Annotated in this window: 17 protein-coding genes; 11 read left to right on the top strand and 6 right to left on the bottom strand. The window is 68.3% G+C overall.

Going from position 1 to position 21,115, the window contains the following annotated elements; genetic code table 11:
* Window positions 1-178 precede the first annotated feature (178 nt).
* The gene (locus ACZZZN_RS14120; protein ID WP_463505768.1) at window positions 179-2,110 is read right to left on the bottom strand and encodes a glycoside hydrolase family 127 protein; all 1,932 of its coding nucleotides are present in this window, start codon (window positions 2,108-2,110) and stop codon (window positions 179-181) included.
* Between the two features lie 164 nt (window positions 2,111-2,274).
* Here ACZZZN_RS14120 and ACZZZN_RS14115 point away from each other — a divergent pair, with 164 nt between their 5' ends.
* Window positions 2,275-2,793, top strand: a complete 519-nt coding sequence (locus tag ACZZZN_RS14115) for a hypothetical protein (protein ID WP_463505767.1) — start codon at window positions 2,275-2,277, stop codon at window positions 2,791-2,793.
* A gap of 455 nt (window positions 2,794-3,248) precedes the next feature.
* Here ACZZZN_RS14115 and ACZZZN_RS14110 read toward each other — a convergent pair whose 3' ends face one another.
* A complete protein-coding gene (locus ACZZZN_RS14110) occupies window positions 3,249-4,745 on the bottom strand; it encodes a SulP family inorganic anion transporter (RefSeq protein WP_463505766.1) in 1,497 nt (498 codons plus the stop codon).
* Window positions 4,746-4,916: 171 nt separating this feature from the next.
* Between ACZZZN_RS14110 and ACZZZN_RS14105 the strand changes: the two genes are divergently transcribed.
* From ACZZZN_RS14105 to panB, 4 genes are all read left to right on the top strand, one after another.
* A complete protein-coding gene (locus ACZZZN_RS14105; protein WP_463505765.1) occupies window positions 4,917-6,170 on the top strand; it encodes a hypothetical protein in 1,254 nt (417 codons plus the stop codon).
* A gap of 118 nt (window positions 6,171-6,288) precedes the next feature.
* Window positions 6,289-7,044 carry a DUF2520 domain-containing protein gene (locus tag ACZZZN_RS14100; RefSeq protein WP_463505764.1) on the top strand — a complete coding sequence of 252 codons (756 nt, stop codon included), beginning with the start codon at window positions 6,289-6,291 and terminating at the stop codon, window positions 7,042-7,044.
* Entirely contained in the window at window positions 7,041-7,895 is an 855-nt protein-coding gene (panC, locus tag ACZZZN_RS14095; protein WP_463505763.1) for a pantoate--beta-alanine ligase, read from the top strand. Before ACZZZN_RS14100 ends, panC begins: the two co-directional genes overlap by 4 nt.
* Window positions 7,892-8,761, top strand: coding sequence for a 3-methyl-2-oxobutanoate hydroxymethyltransferase (gene panB / locus ACZZZN_RS14090; protein ID WP_463505762.1), 870 nt, complete (start codon window positions 7,892-7,894; stop codon window positions 8,759-8,761). Before panC ends, panB begins: the two co-directional genes overlap by 4 nt.
* A 188-nt stretch (window positions 8,762-8,949) precedes the next feature.
* On the opposite strand, the gene ACZZZN_RS14085 is transcribed toward panB, so the two are convergent.
* Entirely contained in the window at window positions 8,950-10,158 is a 1,209-nt protein-coding gene (locus tag ACZZZN_RS14085) for an MFS transporter (protein ID WP_463505761.1), read from the bottom strand.
* Window positions 10,159-10,251: 93 nt separating this feature from the next.
* Here ACZZZN_RS14085 and ACZZZN_RS14080 point away from each other — a divergent pair, with 93 nt between their 5' ends.
* Window positions 10,252-10,557, top strand: coding sequence for an ArsR/SmtB family transcription factor (locus ACZZZN_RS14080; RefSeq protein WP_463505760.1), 306 nt, complete (start codon window positions 10,252-10,254; stop codon window positions 10,555-10,557).
* 96 nt (window positions 10,558-10,653) lie between these two features.
* Complete coding sequence (locus tag ACZZZN_RS14075) at window positions 10,654-11,997, top strand: DUF222 domain-containing protein (protein ID WP_463505759.1); 1,344 nt, start codon at window positions 10,654-10,656, stop codon at window positions 11,995-11,997.
* A 16-nt stretch (window positions 11,998-12,013) separates the two neighbouring features.
* Here the strand turns inward: ACZZZN_RS14075 and ACZZZN_RS14070 are convergent, their stop codons facing one another.
* Window positions 12,014-12,289, bottom strand: a complete 276-nt coding sequence (locus tag ACZZZN_RS14070) for a helix-turn-helix domain-containing protein (RefSeq protein ID WP_463506601.1) — start codon at window positions 12,287-12,289, stop codon at window positions 12,014-12,016.
* Between the two features lie 38 nt (window positions 12,290-12,327).
* Between ACZZZN_RS14070 and map the strand changes: the two genes are divergently transcribed.
* Window positions 12,328-13,098 (top strand): type I methionyl aminopeptidase, encoded by a 771-nt coding sequence (gene map, locus ACZZZN_RS14065; protein WP_463505758.1) that lies wholly within the window; start codon window positions 12,328-12,330, stop codon window positions 13,096-13,098.
* Window positions 13,099-13,122: 24 nt separating this feature from the next.
* On the opposite strand, the gene ACZZZN_RS14060 is transcribed toward map, so the two are convergent.
* Complete coding sequence (locus ACZZZN_RS14060) at window positions 13,123-14,667, bottom strand: glycosyltransferase family 2 protein (protein ID WP_463505757.1); 1,545 nt, start codon at window positions 14,665-14,667, stop codon at window positions 13,123-13,125.
* A 167-nt stretch (window positions 14,668-14,834) separates the two neighbouring features.
* On the opposite strand from ACZZZN_RS14060, the gene ACZZZN_RS14055 reads away from it, so the two are divergent.
* The 3 genes from ACZZZN_RS14055 to ACZZZN_RS14045 all read left to right on the top strand — a co-directional run bounded on the left by ACZZZN_RS14055 (window position 14,835) and on the right by ACZZZN_RS14045 (window position 19,305).
* Complete coding sequence (locus ACZZZN_RS14055; protein WP_463505756.1) at window positions 14,835-15,434, top strand: PadR family transcriptional regulator; 600 nt, start codon at window positions 14,835-14,837, stop codon at window positions 15,432-15,434.
* Window positions 15,435-15,457: 23 nt separating this feature from the next.
* Window positions 15,458-17,146, top strand: coding sequence for an ABC1 kinase family protein (locus ACZZZN_RS14050; protein ID WP_463505755.1), 1,689 nt, complete (start codon window positions 15,458-15,460; stop codon window positions 17,144-17,146).
* 149 nt (window positions 17,147-17,295) lie between these two features.
* Window positions 17,296-19,305, top strand: a complete 2,010-nt coding sequence (locus ACZZZN_RS14045; RefSeq protein ID WP_463505754.1) for a BCCT family transporter — start codon at window positions 17,296-17,298, stop codon at window positions 19,303-19,305.
* 163 nt (window positions 19,306-19,468) lie between these two features.
* Here ACZZZN_RS14045 and ACZZZN_RS14040 read toward each other — a convergent pair whose 3' ends face one another.
* On the bottom strand, window positions 19,469-21,073 hold the full coding sequence (locus ACZZZN_RS14040) for an SDR family oxidoreductase (RefSeq protein WP_463505753.1): 1,605 nt from the start codon (window positions 21,071-21,073) through the stop codon (window positions 19,469-19,471).
* Window positions 21,074-21,115: the final 42 nt, after the last annotated feature.

The following is a 21,115-nucleotide window of genomic DNA, read 5'->3' as shown; positions in this document are numbered from 1 at the left end:
GCCCGGCCATGCGGGGTCGATTTCGCACCGCGCACGCCCGTTTCCGGTGCTTTTTTGGCCCCGCCTGGAGCCGTCCCCCGCGCGGGGTCAATTTCGCATCGCGTACGGCGGTTTCCGATGCGTATCTGACCCCGCATCGCGCGGCAGCGCACCACACCGCCCCCGTTCCGCCTACTGCTCAGAACGTCGAGGTAGGCATCCAGACCCGCATCGCCGTGCCGCCGTCGAACTCGGCGAACGGACGCAACTCGACCTCGAAATCCTCGGAGGCTGCGCCATCGCGGTCGCGCGCATACAGCGCCCCCCGGTCGGTGTGCAGCCGGCGGGCGGCGACCGTGAGCCTCGGCCCGAGCAGCCCTCGACCCTCGTCCCCCGCAGCCTTGTTCCCGGCGCCCTCGGCACCCCCAGCGCCGGCAGCGTCGGCGACGGTCGCCTCCGCGAGAGCATCCGTCCCGACCTCCAGGTCGTCGACGTCGCCGACCGCGCAGTAGACGACCGGTCCGCGGCGCACGGCGACGGTGCCGCGCACCGCATCGATGCGCGGATGCGGCTCGATGACGTCGATCTCGACCGGCAGACGCAGCTCGATCTCGGTGCCGTCTACGAGGGCGTCCTCGAGCACTATCCACCCGCCGTCGATGACAGCATCCACGGCTTCGCCGTTGCGGAGCAGCGTGACCTCTCGCCCCGACACCCACTCCGGCACGCGGAGGGCGAGCCGTCGGCATCCGTCGTCGGCGTCTCCCAGCACGCTGAGGTGCACGCGGCCGTCGGCCGGGTAGGAGGTGTCGATCGTGACCGATGCGCCGTGCGCGTGCAGTGTGGCCGAGGCGTAGAGCACGATGTCGAGACCGTCCGCGCGCTCGGCGGCGAGGTGGTGCTCGAGAGTCGCGAATGTGCGCATCAGGTTCGGCGGGCAGCACGCGCAGCTGAACCAGCGCCGCCGGGCCGCCGGTGCCTGGCCGCCGTAGGGGCGTTCGTCGCGCACCTGCAGCGGATTGACGTAGGTGAACGAGTCGCCGTGGGTCGAGATGCCCGCGGCGACGACGTTGTAGAGCGCCGTCTCAGCAACATCCATGAATCCGGCATCGCCGGTCGCGAGGTACATCCGCCAGGACCAGCCGAAGAGGGCGACTCCCGCGCACGTCTCGGCGTAGGCGCGATCCGGCGGCAGTTCGAAGGCCTCACCGAAGGCTTCGTCTTCGTGGCGGGCGCCCGTGCCGCCGGTGACGTACAGGCGGCGGGAGACCAGATCGGTCCATTGCGTGTGCATCGTGTCGAGCATCGCGGTGTCGCCGGTCTCGAGGTACAGGTCGGTGATGCCCTGGTTCAGGTAGAGCGCGCGCACCGCATGGCCGCGCATGCGCGTGGCCTGCAGGGCGGGCTGCTCGTCCTGGTAGTACTCGGCGCCGAACATCACGCCGCCGAGAAAGCCGGCGCCGCGTCGCCCGACGAGAGCGGCGGCCAGAGCGAGAGGCGCGTCCGCGCCGGTGGTGCGATACAGCTCGACGAGAGCCGCTTCGATGAGTGGATGCCCGCAGTACTCCACCGCGTCGTCGGCGCCGAGGCGAGCGACGACATGGTCGACGAACCGCTCGGCGACCCGCAGCAGACGGTCGTCGCCGATCGCGCGGTGCGCTCCCACCGCTGCCTGCACCATGTGGCCGAGGCAGTAGAGCTCATGGCCCTGGGCGAAATCGGTCCACGGCGTGCGGTCTGCGCGGGCGAGGTAGGCGGAATCGAGGTAGCCGTCGTCCTGCTGTGCTCGCTCGATGAGGGCGACAGTGCGGTCGAAGAATTCCCGGATGCCGGCATCCTCCTCCCGTCCGAGTTCCCACGCCGCGGCTTCCAGCGTCTTGTAGATGTCGGAGTCGGCGAAGAGCATGCCGCGGAACTCGGCATCGGACTCCCCAATGAGGCGACGCAGGTTGTCGAGGTTGCCGTACTCCTCGAGCATCCGGATGCCGTGCGGCAGCGTGACCTGTCGATTGCGCGCATGCCACTCGTCGAGGAGCCCGCTGTCGATCAGGGTGGCCGACCTCAGCGGGCGGCGCGCGCCGTGCGCCGTGGGGCCGACAGGGGCGTGGGCGGTCGCGTGGGTCTCGGGCATGTCGTGACTCTTCTCCGAGGCGCGGGGCGGCACCTCTCGTCGCGAGTGCAATTGTACTTGCACCGCCTCGATCAGACCAGGCCTATGCAGAATGCCGTCATGCTCCTTCGCTACCCGCACGTGGCGGCGCCGATGTGTGCTGCTCGGCACTTAGCGTCGAGCCGGTGAACCTCGGATCCCTCGCAGACATCATCACCGCCCTCACTGCCATCGGCGCTCTCTTCGCGGCAGTCGTCGGCGCGAAGCACGCCGCTCGGCTCTTCGCCGTCGAGGCGAAGCGCGACAAGAACGCCGCCGCGCGCGAGAGGCAGGCGCAGGCGAGCCGAGTCTTCGCGTGGGTCGCCGCTCGCATGGTCGACGGCGAGGCGGCGGCATACGGGGCGGTCGTCGTGAACTCGTCTGACCAGGCGATCTACGACGTGATGGTGCGGGTGGTGGGAGCGAACGGCGTGGAACGCACGCCGATCAAGCTGGCTTTCCTGCCGCCTGGATCCTTCTACCTCGAAGAGAGCGTGAAGGCCTTCGCCTGGAACTACCCGTCTCGACTCCGGTCTTTCGAAGATGAGATCCGCCCCCTGGCGAAGTCCAAGAGGCGATACATCGCCGGTATGTGGTTCCGCGACAGCTCGAACCTGAACTGGACGCGTGACGAGACCGGCATCCTCCTGGCTCAGCCGGTGTGAGGGCGTGCGCTGGTTCGGGGCGCGGTCTCGGGGCGCGGTCTCGTGGCGAAACCCACGTTCCGTCATGAGACCCACGTCGTGCACGTGGGTCTCATCACGGGAGGCTAGTCTCGGGCTCGGGCGATGCCCGGCATCCGGCGAAACCCTTGTTCCGTCATGAGACCCGCGTCGTGCATGTGGGTCTCATGGCGAAAGGTCGGTCTCGGGCTCGGGGGATGCCCGGCATCCGGCGAGACCCACATCCGGCGAGACCCACATCCGGCGAGACCCACATCCGGCGATGAGACCCACATCCGGCGATGAGGCCCACGTCGTGCATGTGGGTCTCGCCGCGAAAGGGCGGTCTCGGGCTCGGGGGATGCCCGGCATCCGCCGAGACCCACATCCGGCGACGAGACCCACGTCGTGCACGTGGGTCTCACCGCAGCACGCGGGTCTAAGGCGCCTGCACGCGCTTACTCGAACCCGCCGGTCAACCGTCCCCGCATCCGCTGACTGCTCTCGTTCATTCCGACGATCTCGACCGTCTTGCCGAGAGCCGCGTACTTCGTCTCGATCGCATCCAGCGCGGCGACCGTCGACGCGTCCCAGATGTGCGATCCGGTCAGGTCGATGACCACTCGTTCGGGGTCGTCCGAATACGAGAACAGCGTCGTCAGGTCGTTGCTCGACGCGAAGAACAGCTCGCCCGTCACGGTGTACGTCGCCGAGTCGCCGGCGACGGTGCGCGACACCGACACGAAGTGCGCGACTCTGCGCACGAACAGCACCGACGCGACGAGCACCCCGCCGACGACGCCGACCGCGAGGTTGTGCGTCAGCAGTACGAGAACAACGGTCGCGATCATCACGAACGTCTCGCTCTTGGGCATCCGCTTGAGTGTCGAGGGCTTGACGCTGTGCCAGTCGAAGGCTCCGATCGCGACCATGATCATCACGGCGACGAGGGCTGCCATCGGGATCGTGCTCACGAAGTCGCCGAACACGACGACCAGCAGGAACAGGAAGATACCGGCACAGAACGTCGAGATGCGGGTGCGGGCGCCGGATGCCTTCACGCCGATCATGGTCTGGCCGATCACCGCGCATCCGCCCATGCCGCCGAAGAAGCCCGACAGCATGTTCGCGACACCCTGCGCCCACGACTCCCGAGTCTTGTTCGAGTGGGTGTCGGTGATCTCGTCGACGAGCTTCGCGGTGAGCAGCGACTCCATGAGTCCGACCAGGGCGACGCCGAGTGCGAACGGGGCGATGATGCCGAATGTCTCCCACGTCCACGGGATGTCGGGGAGGAACAGCGAGGGCAGGCTCTGAGGCAGCTCGCCCTGATCGCCGACGGTCGGCACGGTGAGGCCCATCGTCAGCACGACGGCCGTCACGATGATGACCGAGACGAGCGGAGCGGGCACGATCTTCGTGATCCTCGGCATCACGATCATCACGACGATTCCCAGCGCGACCAGCGGATACACCAGCCACGGCACGTCGATCAACTGCGGGAACTGCGAACTGAACACGAAGATCGCGAGCGCGTTGACGAAGCCGACCATGACGCTGCGCGGAATGAAGCGCATCAGCTTCGCGATGCCCAGCACCCCGAGGATCACCTGGAAGATGCCCGCGAGAATCACCGTCGCGATGAAGTAGTCCATCCCGTACGTCGGCGCGACCGGTGCGATCACCAGGGCCACGGCGCCGGTCGCCGCGGTCACCATCGCCGGGCGTCCACCGAGGAACGCGATCGACACCGCCATGATGAATGACGAGAAGAGACCCACCTTCGGGTCGACCCCGGCGATCACCGAGAACGCGATCGCCTCGGGGATCAGCGCCAGGCCCACGACGAGCCCCGCGAGCACCTCGCGCGTCAGCATCCGAGGGCTCTTCAGTGCGTCGAGCACAGACGGTTTCGCCCGATAACGGGCACGATCATCGATCGCGGATGCTGACATGGGATGCTCCAGAGAACGCGGCCAAGGGGAGGCCGAACAGTTAAGGGTACGGGCGGATGCGGGCGGAAGCGCTCATGTCGAGTTCTGCACAGCCCCCCGCCGGAGTGGCGCCACACACAATCACCGGGCGGGCAGTGCACTGGTGTCGGCTCCGGTTCATAGCCTCACCCCATGACGATTCAGATTCCTGTCCGAATGCCCACCTTCATGCGCGTCGAACTCACCGTCGACGGGCATCCCGACCTCGATCGGGCGATCGAGCTGCCCGCCCGTTCGCCACGAGGCTGGATCGCCGAGGCCTATCGGCTGAGCCTCGGGCTCGAGCATCACGAGAGCTCGGACTACGACGGCATCGACCACTGTCATCACGACGAGGCCTACGCGTATCCGTGGCCTTCGGTCCCCGGAGCCGACGAGATCCCAGGACTGCCTCACGAGCCGGCTGTCCTCATCCGAACGATCGACACTCCGCCGATCGGCACACCGTGGCTCTCGGTCTCTTCCCTGTCGGATGCCGTGGACGATCGGGCCGCGGCGCCGTCATCCGGGTGGTTGACCGGGCAGGCGCCGTTCCGTGAGGATGACGTGAACCGCGAGCTGCTGCGCCGCCACGGTGTGGTGCAGCCGTATTTCGACGACAGTGATCTCTGGTTCGTCGACCCCCGGCTGCCGATGTCGTCGCCGATCGCGACGCTCGCAGCGGTGGTGACGCCCGCGCGACGGCTGGCGCTGCTCGCCCACATCGACGAGACCGACCTGCTGCGAACCGCTGCGCCAGACCTGCACGAGGCGGAGTCGGCCCTGGCGCCGCTCACGCAGCTTCTCGACATGCTCGGCACCGACGGGATCGAGCAAGACGCGGAGAAGGGGTGGATTCCGGAGGTCGAGATGGACCGGCTCGTGCGTTCGCTCGGCTGGGACGGAACGGCCGCAGAGGCGCGCGAGCGAGGGGACGCATTGGTCTCCTGTGCGCGTCGGGCGAAACTGATCCGCCGCTTCAAAGGAAAGGTCGTCCCGACGGCTCTCGCGCGGAAAGTGCGCGTCCCCTCGCCACTCACCCTCGATACGCTCGCGGCGATGATCACGGCCCCCGAGTCCGGGTGGCACGACTTCCGTTCGACTCGGGCCCGGGCCGAAGAAGCGATCGCTCTGCTTGCGATCGCGGACGGGATCGCGCAGCATCTCGATGACCTTGCGGATCACGTCCTCGACGGCTCGCGAGCGCTCGCCGAGTCTGACGTGCGAGTCGATCTCGACGATGGGGATTCGCAGTGGGCGAGACGCACGAGTTCGAAGACTGCGGGCGGAGTGGGGGAGATCGCCGAGCGGCTCGGCATGCTGTCGGCGGTCGGATCCTATGGTTTCGTCACCCCCGCGATGCGAGAGGTGGCTCGCTGTGCGCTGATGGGAAGGATTCGAGCGTGACTGCTATGCGCAGTACTGCGAAGCTCGTTTTGTCTTTCTGCTCCCAGATTTTGCGCGCACCCCGACTCGGGCGGATACTCATCCCATCCGCGCCGTCCGACTCGGCCGGGGAATCGACATGCACAGCACCCCTGTTCTCAGCCCTGAAACGACCATCGCCATCGTCGGCGCGGGCCGTCTCGGTGGCGTACTCGCGCGGGCACTCCGCGCCGCGAACTTCGTCGTCATCGGGCCGCTCCGGCGTGAAGATCGAGTGCCGGATGCCGATATCGCACTGCTCTGCGTTCCGGATGCCGCGATCCCGGCGGTGGCCTTCGCTGCTCGCCCGCACAGTCGTCTCGTCGGGCATGTCTCCGGTGCGACACCGCTCACCGACGTCGACTTCAGCCTGCATCCGCTGCAGACGTTCACGGGCCGTGAGAGTGCCGAGATGTTCCGCGGCATCGGAGCCGCCGTCGACGGCCGCACTCCCGAGGCGCTCGAGGTCGCCGAACAGCTCGCCCGGGTGCTCGGTGCGAACCCGTTCCGCGTCGACGACGCCCACCGGGCCGAGTATCACGCAGCAGCATCCTTCGCCTCGAACTTCGTGCTCACCGTGCTCGACGCGGCCGAGCATCTCGCGGGTGGGGCAGGCGTCGACCGCGCACACCTGGCCCCGCTCGTGCGGCAGACGGTCGACAACTGGGTGGCCAGCGGTGCCGCCTCCGCGCTCACCGGACCCATCGTCCGCGGAGATGAAGACACCGTCGCGCGGCAGCGCGCCGCATCCGCAGACTTCGCCGAACTCTTCGACGCGCTCGCCGCGGCCACCCGGAACATCGTCCGCATCGACACCGCTCGCACCGACGCCGCCCCCAAGGAGACGCGCGCATGAAGATCCTCCGCACGATCGCAGAGGTGCGCGCCGAGATACGCGCAGCTCGCGCCGAAGGGAAGACCGTCGGGCTCGTGCCGACCATGGGCGCCTTCCACGAGGGGCACTTGTCGCTCATGCGGCAGGCCCGCGCCGAGAACGGCCTCGTGGTGGTCTCGCTGTTCGTGAACCCGACGCAGTTCGCCGCGAACGAAGACCTCAGCACCTACCCACGCGATGAGCAGCGCGACGCGGCGCTCGCCGAGGCCGAGGGCGTCGACATCCTGTTCGCACCGCTCCCTGCCGAGATCTACTCCGAGGGGTTCGTCGCGAACATCCACGTGGCGGGCATCACCGAGGTGCTCGACGGTGCGATCCGAGGTGCCCACCACTTCGACGGCGTCGCGACGGTCGTCACCAAGCTGTTCGGCATCGTCCGGCCCGACGTCGCCTACTTCGGCCAGAAGGATGCGCAGCAGGTGCTCGTCGTGCGCCGGGTGGTGCGCGACCTCGACCTCGACGTGCGCATCGAGGCGTGCCCGATCGTGCGCGAGCCCGACGGCCTCGCCATGAGCTCGCGCAACGTCTACCTCGACCCGGACGCTCGCGCGCAGGCCGCAGCGCTCAATCGGGCGCTCGATGCGGCGGAGGCGGTTCTCGCGGCCGGGGAACGCGATGGCGAGAGCATCCGCACTGCCGCGCGCCGGGTGCTCGCGGACGCGTCGATCGATGTCGAGTACCTGGAACTCCGGGATGCCGAGACCTTGCAGCCCGTGACGCGCGTCGACCGTGATGCGCTTCTGTTGGTGGCGGCCCGCGTCGGCGCCGCCCGACTGATCGACAACCATCTGCTGAGAGGGGTCGCCTCATGAGCGCCCACGCCGCACCGACCGCCCGTCTGACTCTCGGCGACATCGCGAAGAAGAAGGCGTCCGGCGAACCGATCGTCATGGTCACGGCGTACGACTACCCGAGTGCGCAGATCGCCGACGAGGCCGGCGTCGACATGGTGCTGGTCGGCGACTCCGGGGCGATGACCGTGCTCGGCTACGACAGCACCGTGCCTGTCACGACCGATGAGATGCTCATGCTCACCAAGGCGGTGCGCCGCGGCCTCACGCGACCGCTGCTGGTGGGTGACCTGCCGTTCGGCTCCTACGAGGCATCCGACGAGCTGGCCATCGCGACCGCGCAGAGCTTCATCAAAGAGGCGGGCGTCGACCTCGTCAAGATCGAGCGTGGCGGTACGACGGTCGACCGCGCGCGTGCGCTCGTGAACGCCGGCATCCCGGTCGTGGGGCATGTCGGGCTCACGCCGCAGACCGCGACCGCACTCGGTGGCTACCGCGCCCAGGGCCGCACCGCCGCGGCCGCGCTCGCCGTGATCGGCGATGCCCTCGCGCTGCAGGATGCCGGTGTCTCGCTCATCGTGGTCGAGGCGGTCCCGTCGCCGCTCATGGCTGAGCTGGCCCCGCTGCTGCGCATTCCGACGATCGGGATCGGCGCCGGAGCGGATGCCGACGGCCAGGTGCTCGTCTTCCACGATCTTCTGGGGATCTACGACGGTCCTGCCGCGAAGTTCGTCAAGCGCTACGCCGATGTGCGAGGCGTCTCTGTCGACGGCGTCGCCGCGTACGCCGCGGACGTGCGCTCGGGGGCGTACCCGGCGGCCGAGCATACGTACGGGATGCCCGCCGACGAGATCACGCGACTGCGGGAGCTGCTCGCGGGGGAGTGAGGCGGGCGCTTCTCGACGCGTTCCGGTATTCAGTTGTTCCGGGGCGCTCCGCGTTGGGCGGACTTCTCCCTGTCGGGCGGACTTCTCCGGTCGGGCGGACTTCTCCCTGTTGGGCGGACTCTTGAGGCGCGATCATCCGCCCATCGGGGAGTCATCCGCCCATCCCGGCGACGAGCGGATGCCGTGCGTCACTCCGCCCGGCGCACCCGCAGCACCAGTGCGATCACCGCGAGCACGATCACGACCGCGCCATAGCCGACGCACACCGTCTCGAGGCCGAGCGGCGTCACGAGCATGCCGGCGATGACCGCCGGTACCCCGAAGGCCGAATACGCGAGCACGTAGATCACCGCGAACGTGTCGGCGCGCTCGGCGGCCGGAATTCGCGGCGCGAGCGAGGCGACGACTCCCGAGAATGCGGTGCCGAAGCCCATACCCGTGATCGCGGTGGCGGCGAGGTAGAAGGGGAGTGACGCCGCGCTCAGGGCGACGAGCGAGAGGGCTGTTCCGGTCGCGAGGGCGGTCGTGCCGAAGATCACCGAGGTGCGAGGGCTGCGGTGGCGCATGAGGAACGCCGTGATCGCGCCGACGCCGGCGAGCATCCCGACGGAGAGCCCCTGCCACGAGTGAGCCTCGCCGTCGAGTTCGCTGTGCACGATGGTGGCGCCGAGTGAGAGGAAGAGGCCGCCGGTCGCCCAGCCGGCGATCACGGCCGGTGCTCCCCGCCAGAAGTCACCGCGCACAGCGGCAGGAACGGAGAGACGGAACCGCAGCGATGCCCACGCGCCCGCACGCAGTGGCGCTGTCTCGGGGGCGAGCAGGAAGAGCCCGGCGAGCACCAGATAGATCACGGTCAGCGGAGCGAACACGTCGAGCAGCGGTTCGCCGGTGACGTCGAGCACGATGCCCGCGAGGATGGCGCCCAGCCCGAGGCCGATTCCGGGGCTGAGAGCGTTCCACAGAGCGGCGATGCGTGCCTGGCCTTTCGGCGCGAGGTCGAGTGCCGCCGCCGACAGCGTGGCGATCAGCACGCCGCTCGCCGCGCCCTGCAGTACCCGCGCGAGTACGAGGGTGGCCACGGTATCGGCATGCCAGAACAGCACCATGCTGACGGCGAGCAGCAAGAAGCCCGTGATGGCCACCGGGCGCCGACCGATGTGGTCGGAGAGAGAGCCCGCGCTGAGCAGAGCGAGGAGAAGCGCGATCGCATACACGGCGAACACCGCACTGATCACGATCGACCCGAAGCCGATCTCGGCCGCGAGCACGGGGTAGAACGGCGACGGCGCGCTCGCACCGACCATCATCGCGATCTGGGCCACGATCGCGAGGGCGAATCCGAAGCGCGAACGGCGGACGGAGGCTGTCGCGACGGGTGTCGGGGCGGTCATCGTCATGGTTCTCCTCGGCGTCGGGATTCTTCGGTTCGAGAATCATCGAACTGTTGGAGCGTACTCGCCTCGGCGCGATTGTTCAACTATTCTCGAACCATGCCAGGCGAACTTCCGCACCCCGAGCGGTCCGAGATCCAGCTGACGGACGTGCTGTTCGCGCTCAGCGACCCCGAGCGGCTCGCGATCACTCGGCAGCTTGCCGACGGTCCGCTCGACATGGCGGAGTGTCACGCGACGGACCCCGCCCTTCCCAAGTCCACGAAATCGCACTTCATGAAGGTGCTGCGTGAGGCGGGCGTCATCCGCAACGAGCCCAACGGGCGACGCCGGATGCTGACTCTCCGGCGCGACGACCTCGACGTGCTTTTCCCGGGGCTTCTGGAGTCCGTGTTGCGGAGCTAGCCCGCAGTTCTTCTTGGGCTCTCGTGAATGCCGGAGTCTCGGCATTCACTCGTACATACCTTCGAAAGTCTTCTGTCGAACGACTAGATTCGAAGCATGTCGAAGCTGGTCGGTCTGCACGAGGCGATGTCCCGCCTCGATGAGGTGTGGGCTGACTCCGATGCGGCGTCGGGTCTTTCCCGAGGGCAGTTGCTCGCGATGAACGCGGCGATCGACGCGATGAAACGGCAGCTGGATGCCGTGCATATCGACATCGCGGCATGCATCGCGAGCGAGTCACGGCCGGAGCTCGGTGCCGCTGGCCTCGCGAAGCAGCACGGTCATCGGTCGGCGGCAAAGCTGATCGCCTCGACCACGGGCATGTCCTTCTCCGAAGCGTCGCGACTGATCAAGGTCGGCGAGGCGACCGCGCCACGGGCCGATCTGGTCGGAACGCCATTGCCCGCACGGTACCCGCTCATCCGTGAGGCCCTGCTGTCGGGGCGTCTCGGCGTGCAGGCGGCGGCGCTGATCATCGCGCTTCTCGAGAGGTGTCGCATCGCGGTGGGTGCGCAGAAGATCGCGGAGGCGGAGAAGACACTCGTCGACGCGGCGTCCGATCTGGCGCTCGACGACGTGCGCAAGATCGTCGACCGGGCCGAGGGGTGGCTGGATCCCGACGGCAGTGAACCCCGAGATGACGAGCGGCGGTCGCGGCGCTCGCTGACGATCTTCGAGCGGGACGGCATGGTCCATCTCAACGGGCGCTTCCATCCCGAGGCTGCTGCGCCGATCGTCGCGGCGATCCGCGGGTACGTCACGGCTGCCTTCGCGGCGCGCAAAGACGCGACCGATCCCGATGCTGCCGACGCAGACAGTCGGAGCGTCGCCATGCTGCAGGCCGATGCCCTGTCGATGTTCTGCGCACACGTCCTCGGATGCCGCGGCGAACGGATGCCCTTGGCGGGCGCGACCGTCGTGGTGCGCATGACCCTCGACGACCTGGAGTCAGGCTGCGGCACGGCCGAGATTGACGGCATCGGGCAGAAGATCAGTGTCGGGGCTGCGCGCAGAATGGCGGCGAGCGGCGGCGTGATTCCCTGTGTGCTCGGCGGTGACAGTCAGGTCCTCGACTGGGGGAGGGAGAAGCGCCTCTTCACGAGAGCGCAACGAATGGCGCTCGTCGAACGAGACGGCGGCTGCGCGATGTGCGGGCTTCCACCCGAAATGACCAAAGCTCACCACATCAGATGGTGGAGCAGGGACGCCGGGCCGACCGATCTGTCGAACGGTGTGCTCTTGTGCGAGACCTGCCACCATCGGATTCACGACAACGGGTGGGAGATCCGCATCGATGGTGTGGGCGTGGCGGCGAGGGTGTGGTTCATCCCGCCGAGCTACGTCGACTCCGCACGCACGCCGCGGCTGGGCGGCCGAGCTCGATTCGACGTGGCCGCATGACGCGGGCGTGTGGCTCTCAGGAGGCGACGCGGGTCCTGTCGGCGGCATTCGTCGGCTCGACCTCGGCCCACACGGCGTCGAGCGAGAGATGCAGCACTCCGGCGACGGCGGCGATCGTCGAGAACGAGGGGGTGGCGACGCGGCCCGACTCGATCTTGCGGAGGGTCTCGGGCGAGATGCCCGCATCGAGGGCGACGCTGAGCATCGACCGCGGGCCGCGCGCTCGCCGCAGCAGCGCACCGAGGCGTTCGCCGCGTTCGACATCGGCGGGAGTGAGGGGCAGGCGAACCATCATGCACCCATAGTAATACCGGGATAGTATTACCGGTCATGATCGAAATCCTCAGCATGCAACAACTCCACAGCGCACGCGAGACCGGCGCACTGGTCGGCTCGATACTCCAGGCACTCAAGCAACGGGCCGTCGTCGGGGTGAATCTGCTCGACATCGATCGATGGGCCAAGGAGCTCATCGAGGATGCAGGGGCCGAGTCCTGCTACGTCGACTACGCGCCGTCGTTCGGGCGCGGACCGTTCGGTCACTACATCTGCACGGCGGTCAACGACGCGGTCCTGCACGGGATGCCGCACGACTACGCTCTCGCCGACGGAGACCTCCTGACGCTGGACCTCGCGGTCACGCTCGACGGCGTCGCGGCGGATGCGGCGATCAGCTTCGTGGTCGGGGGCGCAGCCGCGGCAGCCGACCTCGCGATGATCGACGCCACCGAGCGGGCGCTGGCGGCCGGCATCGCCGCGGCCGGTCCAGGGGCGCGCATCGGAGACCTGTCACACGCCATCGGCTCCGTGCTGACCGCTGCCGGGTATCCGATCAACCTCGAGTTCGGCGGGCACGGCATCGGCTCGACGATGCATCAGGATCCGCACGTCGCGAACGACGGACGCCCGGGGCGTGGCTACAGGCTCAGGCCGGGACTCCTGCTGGCGCTCGAGCCCTGGGTCATGGCCGACACCGACCGGCTCATCACCGATGCCGACGGCTGGACGCTGCGCAGCGCGACTGGATGCCGAACCGCGCACACCGAGCACACGATCGCGATCACCGACGATGGGGCAGAGATCCTGACCCTGGCGCGGTGACCTCGCCCCGGTGACCCGGCCCGGTCAGTTCCCGCGCGACTTGCTGCGCACCCGGCGCGCGGCTCGACCGGCGAGGTCCTTGAGGCGGCCGCCGGGCCAGACGCGCCGCAGCTCGACCACCCCTCCGCGGGTCGCCACGGGAGTGCAGGTGCGACCGGCGAGCAACGGCGAGTGACCGGCGCCGGCGAGCGTCGCGGCATCCGACTTGAGCGGAACGTCGAAGGTCCAACCGGCCCGCCGCACCTTGACGACGAGTCGCGCACCCTGCGTCTCGTCCGAAGGGCCGAACACCCTGAGGGGGTCGATCGCGATCGTCACCGAGCTGCGATCCTGCAACGACGACGCGGCGATACGGCGCTCATCGCCGTTCGACGTGTCACGCAGAAACAGCTCGATCTGATCGTTCTCGAGCTCGCGACGGGCGAGCAGCAGATCCGACGGCAGCTCGGCCGTCGAGAAGGGGAGAGACGTCAGGCGGCCCGAGCCGGGTTCGAACACGAGTGCCTCTGCGCCGTCGCGCGTGACGGCCACGCTGATCGTCAGATACAGTCCGCCTCCGCGCGACCAGTGCGCCTCTGTGACAGCGGCACGGCACGACATCGCGGCCTCGAAGCGAGCGAACTCCAGCAGGTCATCACGCCGGTTCGACCGGAGCAGCGCGGCGCGGATCCGCTGCGGAAACGCCAGTCCGCCGTCGACCCCTGGCCCGAAACGGCGCTGCGCGAGAGGGGTGACCACATCGAGCAGTCGGTCGCGGTACTCGGCCGGGTAGGCGACCAGCCGTTTTCCCGCCAGTCGCTTGAGGACCTTGCCGCGGAACCAGTGCCGCAGCAGGCGATCACGCAACCTGCCCGGTGCCGTGTACTCCTCGACCAGGTCGAGCACCGCCTCCAGATGAGGGAAGTAGGACTCGGGGTCTATGCGCGACGAGCTCGCGCTGCCGGGCTGCTTCACCCAGGCGTAGCAGGGCTCGCTCGCGAAGATCGAGATCGTGTCGGCCTCGAAGTATGCCCTCATCACGAACAGGTGATCCTCGAGGCGCACCTTGCCCTCGGGGAAGCGAATGCCGCGCTCGCGCAGGAAGTCGGTGCGGAACATCTTGTGAGGCGTCAGCATCTCGAGCAGCGGATCCTCGCCGAGGCGAGCGTGAGCCACATCGCGGCGGAAGATCCGCGTCGGAAGACGTCGCCCGATGCCGACCTCCTTGCCGACGATCACATCCGAGCCGTGCTCATCGGCGAAGTCGCACAGACTCTCGAGCGCGGAATCGAACAGCCAATCGTCCTGGTCCACGAACTGCACGTACGTGCCACGCGCCGCCTCGACACCCCGATTGCGGGGAGTGCCCGGCCACCCGGAATGCGGAAGCTCGAGAACCCGCACGTTCGGACGCTCGGCGGCCACCGCCGCCAGGAGCTCACGCGTCTCCTCCCCCGATCCGTCGTCGCAGAGCAGCACCTCGAACAGTGAGGCATCCAGGGTCTGTCGATCCAAGGACGCGATGAGCTCGTCGATGGCCTTCCCGGGTCGGAAGACGGGCACGACGACACTCACACGCAGATTCGACATCCTCCGCAGTCAAACATCACGACCTGTGGAGCACACGGGGCTTGCTTTCAGCCGGCTGTGCGTGCAGGCGTGCGAACTCCCACCCCACACTCAGGCTCAGCGATATATCGTTGACTATCGCTCATCACCGGGCTCATCACTGGGCTCACCACTCCAGGGAGGTCACCATGAACAACGCATTCCCCTCGAACCCCTTCGGCGGATCCGGCTTCGGTGCAGGCTCCGGAGGCCCCGCATCCGCGATCTTCGACGCCATGGATCAGCTCCGCAAGAGCTTCGAGAAGTCCTTCGAGCAGCGCCCCAGCGGCGGATCGCGCATGGCCAAGGGAGACGTGCGCACCGCCGTGCTCTCGCTGCTCGCCGAGAAGCCCATGCACGGCTACCAGATCATCAACGAGATCGCCGAGCGCAGCGGCGGATCGTGGAAGCCGAGTGCCGGCTCCGTCTACCCCACCCTGCAGCTGCTCGCTGACGAAGGCCTCATCGAAGCCGAAGAGCAGAACGGTCGCAAGACGTACTCGCTCACCGAGGCCGGTCGCGAGGTCGCGGTCGAGAGCACCGAGACACCCGCCCCGTGGGAGTCCCAGTCCAAGGGTGAGAGTCTGCACGACAACCCCCGCTACACCGCGCTCCCCAAGGCCGGTGTCGACCTCGCCGCCGCGGCAGCACAGGTCGGACGCAGCGGCAGCCCGGAGCAGGTGCAGCAGGCCGTCGACATCCTCGACGAGGCCCGCCGTAGGCTGTACACGATCCTCGCTCAGGACTGAACGCACACCAGCAGGGAGCACAGATGACGGATGCCGCGGCGCAGGGCGCCCACCGCGCCCGCTACCGCCGCATCCTGTCGTTCGCGGCGCGCGAGTTCATCAAGATCTGGTGGTTCGAACTCGTGCTGCCGCGCTTCGGCATGACCTCGATCGCCGAGCGCACGCGCGGCCCGCGGATGCAGCGCTTCGCGAAGCGCTTCCACGTGCTGGCCGTCGAACTCGGCGGCCTCATGATCAAGGTCGGGCAGTTCATGTCGTCGCGCCTCGACGTGCTGCCGCCCGAGATCACGAAGGAGCTCGAAGGGCTGCAGGACGAGGTTCCGGCGGTGCCCTTCGCCGACATCCGCTCGGCCGCCGAAGCTGAACTCGGCATCCCGCTCGAGAGCGCCTACGCCTGGTTCGACCAGACACCGGTCGCCGCAGCATCCCTCGGTCAGGCGCACCGTGCTCGCCTCGCGGCCCAGGATGCCGCCGACACCGGGCTCGGGAACGTCATCGTCAAGGTGCAGCGACCCGGCATCGACGAGATCGTGGCGGTCGACCTCGCCGCGCTCCGCCGCGTCGCGAAATGGCTCACCCGCGTGCGCCTGGTCGCCGACCGCGTCGACGCTCCCGCACTCGTCGAGGAGTTCGCCGAGACGAGCCTCGAAGAGATCGACTACCTGCACGAGGCTGCGAGCGCCGAGCGATTCCGCGAGAACTTCGCCGCCGATCCGCGCGTCGACACCCCCGAGATCGTCTGGGAGCGCTCGACGCGTCGCGTGCTCACGCTGTCCGACGTCACGGCGATCAAGATCAACGACACCGATGCTCTCCGTGCGGCCGGCATCGACCCGGCATCCGTCGCCGACGCCTTCGCCGAGGTCATGTTCGACCAGGTCTTCACGCACAGCTTCGTGCACGCCGACCCGCACCCCGGCAACATCTTCGTGACGCCCGAGGCGGCATCCGACACCGGGCAGAACTTCCGCCTCACGTTCATCGACTTCGGCATGATGGCCGAGGTTCCCGCCAGCCTCCGCGACGGACTGCGGATGCTGCTCATCGCCGTCACCGCCCGCGACAGCCGCGGACTCGTGAAGGCCGCCCAGGAGATCGGCGTGCTGCTGCCCTCCGCCGACACGGCCGAGCTCGAACGAGCGTTGAGCGCTCTGTTCTCGCGGTTCGGGGGCATGGGTTTTGCGGAACTCGCGACCGTCGATCCTCGCGAGTTCAAGGATTTCGCCGACGAGTTCGGCGACATGGTGCGCTCGCTTCCGCTGCAACTGCCCGAGAACATGCTGCTGCTGATCCGCGCGGTGTCGCTGACCTCGGGCATGTGCTCGAGTCTCGACCCGACGTTCAACGTGTGGGACGCCGCCGAACCCTACGCCGGTCGACTGCTGCGCGATGAGTCGGGCAACCTCATGCAGGACATGGCTCAGCAGGCCATGGAGACCGCTGCCGTCACCTACCGCCTGCCCAAGCGCATCGATGCGATCATCACCCGCGTCGACGACGGCAACGTCACGTTCGACACCTCGGCCCTCGAACGCCGACTCGACCGCCTCGAGGGCATCGCCCGCCGCATCGGATCCGGTGTGCTCTTCGCCGCGATGCTCGTCGGTGGAGCGCTGCTGGTGCCTGCCATCCCGCCCCTCGGTATCACTCTCCTCTGCGTCTCGGCCCTGCCTCTGTTGCACTCGGTCTTCGGCGGGCGTCGCCAGCGCTGACACGCGCTGACACGAGTTGACGCGCCCGGAAAACCCAGAGCATCCGGCATCCCCTCGGCGAGCCGTGCCCCGACGCGCCGCGGATCGGTGAGGTGATCTGGGTTTTCCCGTCCCGGCCGCAGTATGCCGGCATGGGAGAATGGGTTCTCATGGACACTCCGGACGATAAGACGCCCCCGAGGAACGACGCTCCGAAGACCTCCACCGCCGCGATCAGGCAGGCCGCGAAGGCCACCGAGACCGCCCAGAAGATCGTTCGCGACATCGCCGCCGTGCCGCCGCGTGGCGTGCATCCGGCCCTCGTGCCCGGAGTCTCGGTCGAAGAGACGGGTCGCACCTACCGCACCGATCCGCTGGTCTTCGGCGTCGCCGTCGCACTGACCATCGCGTTCATCGCCTGGGGTGTGTTCGCGGGCGACAACCTCTCGGGCACGACGACTGCCGTGCTCGGCTGGGTCGTCGAGTACTTCGGCTTCTTCTTCACGACGATCGCCACCGTCATCCTGGTCTTCATGCTGTTCGTCGGTTTCAGCCGCTACGGACGCATCCCTCTCGGCCGCGACGACGAAGAGCCCGAGTTCTCGATGTTCTCGTGGATCTCGATGCTGTTCGCGGCCGGCATGGGCATCGGCCTCGTCTTCTGGGGCGCCGCCGAGCCGCTCACCTTCTTCGAGAACCCGCCGCCCGGCACCGTCGAAGCGAACACGCTCGAGGCCATGCACACCGCACAGGCCCAGGTGCTCTACCACTGGGGCCCGCAGGCGTGGGCGTTCTACGCGCTCGTCGGTGGTGCGATCGCCTACGGTGCGTTCCGCCGCGGCCGCACCCCGCTGATCTCGTCGATCTTCGCCCCGCTGCTCGGCGAGGGCCGCACGACCGGCCCCCTCGGCCGCACGATCGACATCTTCTCGATCATCGTCACCCTCTTCGGCACGGCCGCATCGCTCGGTCTCGGCGCCCTGCAGATCGGCCACGGCGTCGAGCTCGTCGCGGGAATCGGAGAGCTCGGCAACGGCATCCTCATCGCCGCGATCGCTGTGCTGACCGCGTGCTTCATCGCATCCGCCGTGTCGGGTGTCTCGAAGGGCATCCGCGCGCTGTCGAACATCAACGCGGTCGTCGCACTTCTGCTCGCGTTCTTCGTGTTCTTCGTCGGCCCGACGATGCTGATCCTCAACGTCATCCCCTCGGTCGCCGTGCAGTTCCTCGGAGACCTGCCCGAGATGGTCGCCCGCTCGGCCTCGCAGGGCGATGAGGCGCAGATGTTCCTCTCGAGCTGGACGATCTTCTACTGGGCGTGGTGGATCTCGTGGTCGCCGTTCGTCGGCATGTTCATCGCCAAGATCTCGCGCGGCCGGTCGCTCCGCCAGTTCGTCTCGGTCGTCATCGTCGTACCGGCCGTCATCTCGCTCGTCTGGTTCGCGATCTTCGGAACCACGGCCATCCAGCAGCAGATGGACGGCGCAGGCCTCACCGTCGACCCGCCGGAGGAAGTGCTCTTCGGGGTGCTCGAGAACCTGCCCTTCCCTCTGATCACGAGCATCGTGCTCATTCTGCTGATCTCGATCTTCTTCATCACGGGGGCGGACTCCGCCTCGCTCGTGATGGGAACCCTGTCGCAGCAGGGCCGCCCCGAGCCTTCGCGCTGGGTCGCGGTGGTCTGGGGTGTGCTGGTCGGAGTGATCGCCGCGGTGCTGCTCGTCACCGGCGAAGAAGGCAGCGGGCTGAAATCGTTGCAGAACGTCACGATCATCGCGGCGCTGCCGTTCGCGGTGATCATGGCGTTCATGATGGTCGCCTTCATGAAGGACCTGCGCCGCGACCCGATGATCCTGCGCGACCGGTATGCCCGCATGGCCGTGCGGCACAGTGTCATGGCGGGTCTCGAGGAGTACGGCGACGACTTCGCCCTCGTGCCCGTCGAGTACGACCACTCCGAGGACGACCTCGACTGGATCGACGAGGCCGACGTCGACGACAGCCTCGCCGAGGTCTACGCGACCGCGACCGAGGCGATCGACATCATCCCGCAGGCCGGGACGGATTCGGGTGCCGGTGTGGATGCGGGTGCCGACGCGGATGCCGATTCAGGTGCCGCTGCCGACGCGGATGCCGAGCCCGGTTCGGGCCCCGCTGGCCTCGCCGAGCGGCCTTCCTGACGCAAGTGCGCAACTGACCCCGCACGCGACTTCCGCACGGTGCGGGGTCAGTACTGCATCCGAATCGCCCGTTTCCGGTGCGGAAGTGACCCCGGATGCGAAAGTGACCCCGCACACACACCCCGGATGCGAAACTGGCCCCGCATCCGACCGGTCGCGGGCCTCAGACCGCGGCAGCCTTCGAACCCTCCACCCCGGGCGCGACCGTCTCGACAGGCACGGCGGCGTCGGTGATCCGGGCGGCCATCCCCGCGAAGATGAAGCCGTGGAACGGCAGCACGGCCAGCCAGTACAGGCGCCCCGCGAGCCCGCGGGGGAAGAACACCGCGCGCTGCTCGTAGCGCGAACCCTCGCCGTCGGGCAGTGCTCGAAGCTCGAGCCACGCCTCGCCCGGCACCTTCATCTCGGCGCGCAGCCGCAGCAGCCCGCCGCTCGCGGGGGAGTCCTCGGTCGCGCGGCCGGGCTCTTCGACCGCCTCGACCCGCCAGAAGTCGATCGCATCGCCCACACGCGCCTCGACCTTGCTGCGGCGGCCCCGGCGCAGGCCCACACCGCCGACGATCCGGTCCATCCATCCGCGCACCGCCCACAGGAACTTCGACGAGTACCAGCCGTTCGATCCGCCGATGCCGATGATGACCCGCCACAGTCCGTCGACCGGGGCCTTCGTGCGCAGCGACCGGGCATCGGTGAAGACGGTGCGTCCTGCCCAGTCGGGGTCGCTCGGCAGCGGGTCGCTCGGTGCGCCCGACACCTCGGCATCCTGCCAGCTGGTCTCGATCGTGTCGGCGTCCAGGCGTCCCAGGGCCATCGCGACCGCCTGCCGATACCGTGTCAGCCCACCGGTGGGCGGCGGGATCAGCTCGTCGACCGTGCGGTCCTTGACGATGCACTCGTTCTGCAGCGAGGCGACCAGGGGGCGAGCGATCGACCGCGGCACCGGCGTCACGAGGTTCACCCAGTGCGAGGCGAGTCCGGGCGTCAGCACCGGCAGTGATGCGATCGCCCGCTGACGCAGGCCCGCCTCGAGCGCATAGCCGTTCATCATCTGGCCGTAGCGCAGCACATCAGGCCCGCCGATGTCGACGGCGCGGTTCACGCCGTCGTCGACGCGGGCGGCGCCGAGCAGATAGTGCAGCACGTCGCGCACGGCGATCGGCTGGATGCGGTTGCGCACCCACTTCGGGGCGGGCATATACGGAAGCACATCGGTGAGGTGGCGGATCATCTCGAACGACGCCGATCCCGAGCCGATCACGACGCCGGCCTGCAGCACGAGGGTCGGCACCCCGGATTCGAGGAAGATCTCGCCGACCCTGACCCGCGAGCGCAGGTGCGGAGACAGCTTCGCGTCTTCCGGATGCAGGCCGCCGAGGTACACGATACGTCGCACGCCGGCTTTCGCCGCGGCATCCGCCACCGTCGTCGCCGCGCGTTCATCGCTCTCTTCGAAACCCTTGCCCGCGGTCATCGAGTGGATCAGGTAGTAGACGACGTCGACGTCGCGCATGGCCTCGGCCACGGCATCCGCGTCGTCGGCCGATCCCTCGACGATCTCGCAGTCGGCTCCCCAGGGGAAGGATGCCGCGCGCGCGGCGTCGCGGGCGAGGGTGCGCACCCGGTATCCGGCGTTCAGCAGCCGTGGCGTGAGGCGTCCGCCGATGTAGCCGGTGGCGCCGAGCACGAGTGCCCGCGGTGTCGAACCGTCATCGCGGGGCTGGGCTCGCAGTGCCTCTTCGTGGCCCGTGGGCTGGGTGAGCTCTGTCATGTTCCCGAGCGTAGGCCGCAAGGCTGAGTTTTTCACTAGGTT

Source organism: Microbacterium sp. AC145, from assembly GCF_979258505.1.
Note: the sequence above shows the minus strand (reverse complement) of the source record. Positions and strands in the feature narration are given on the sequence as shown.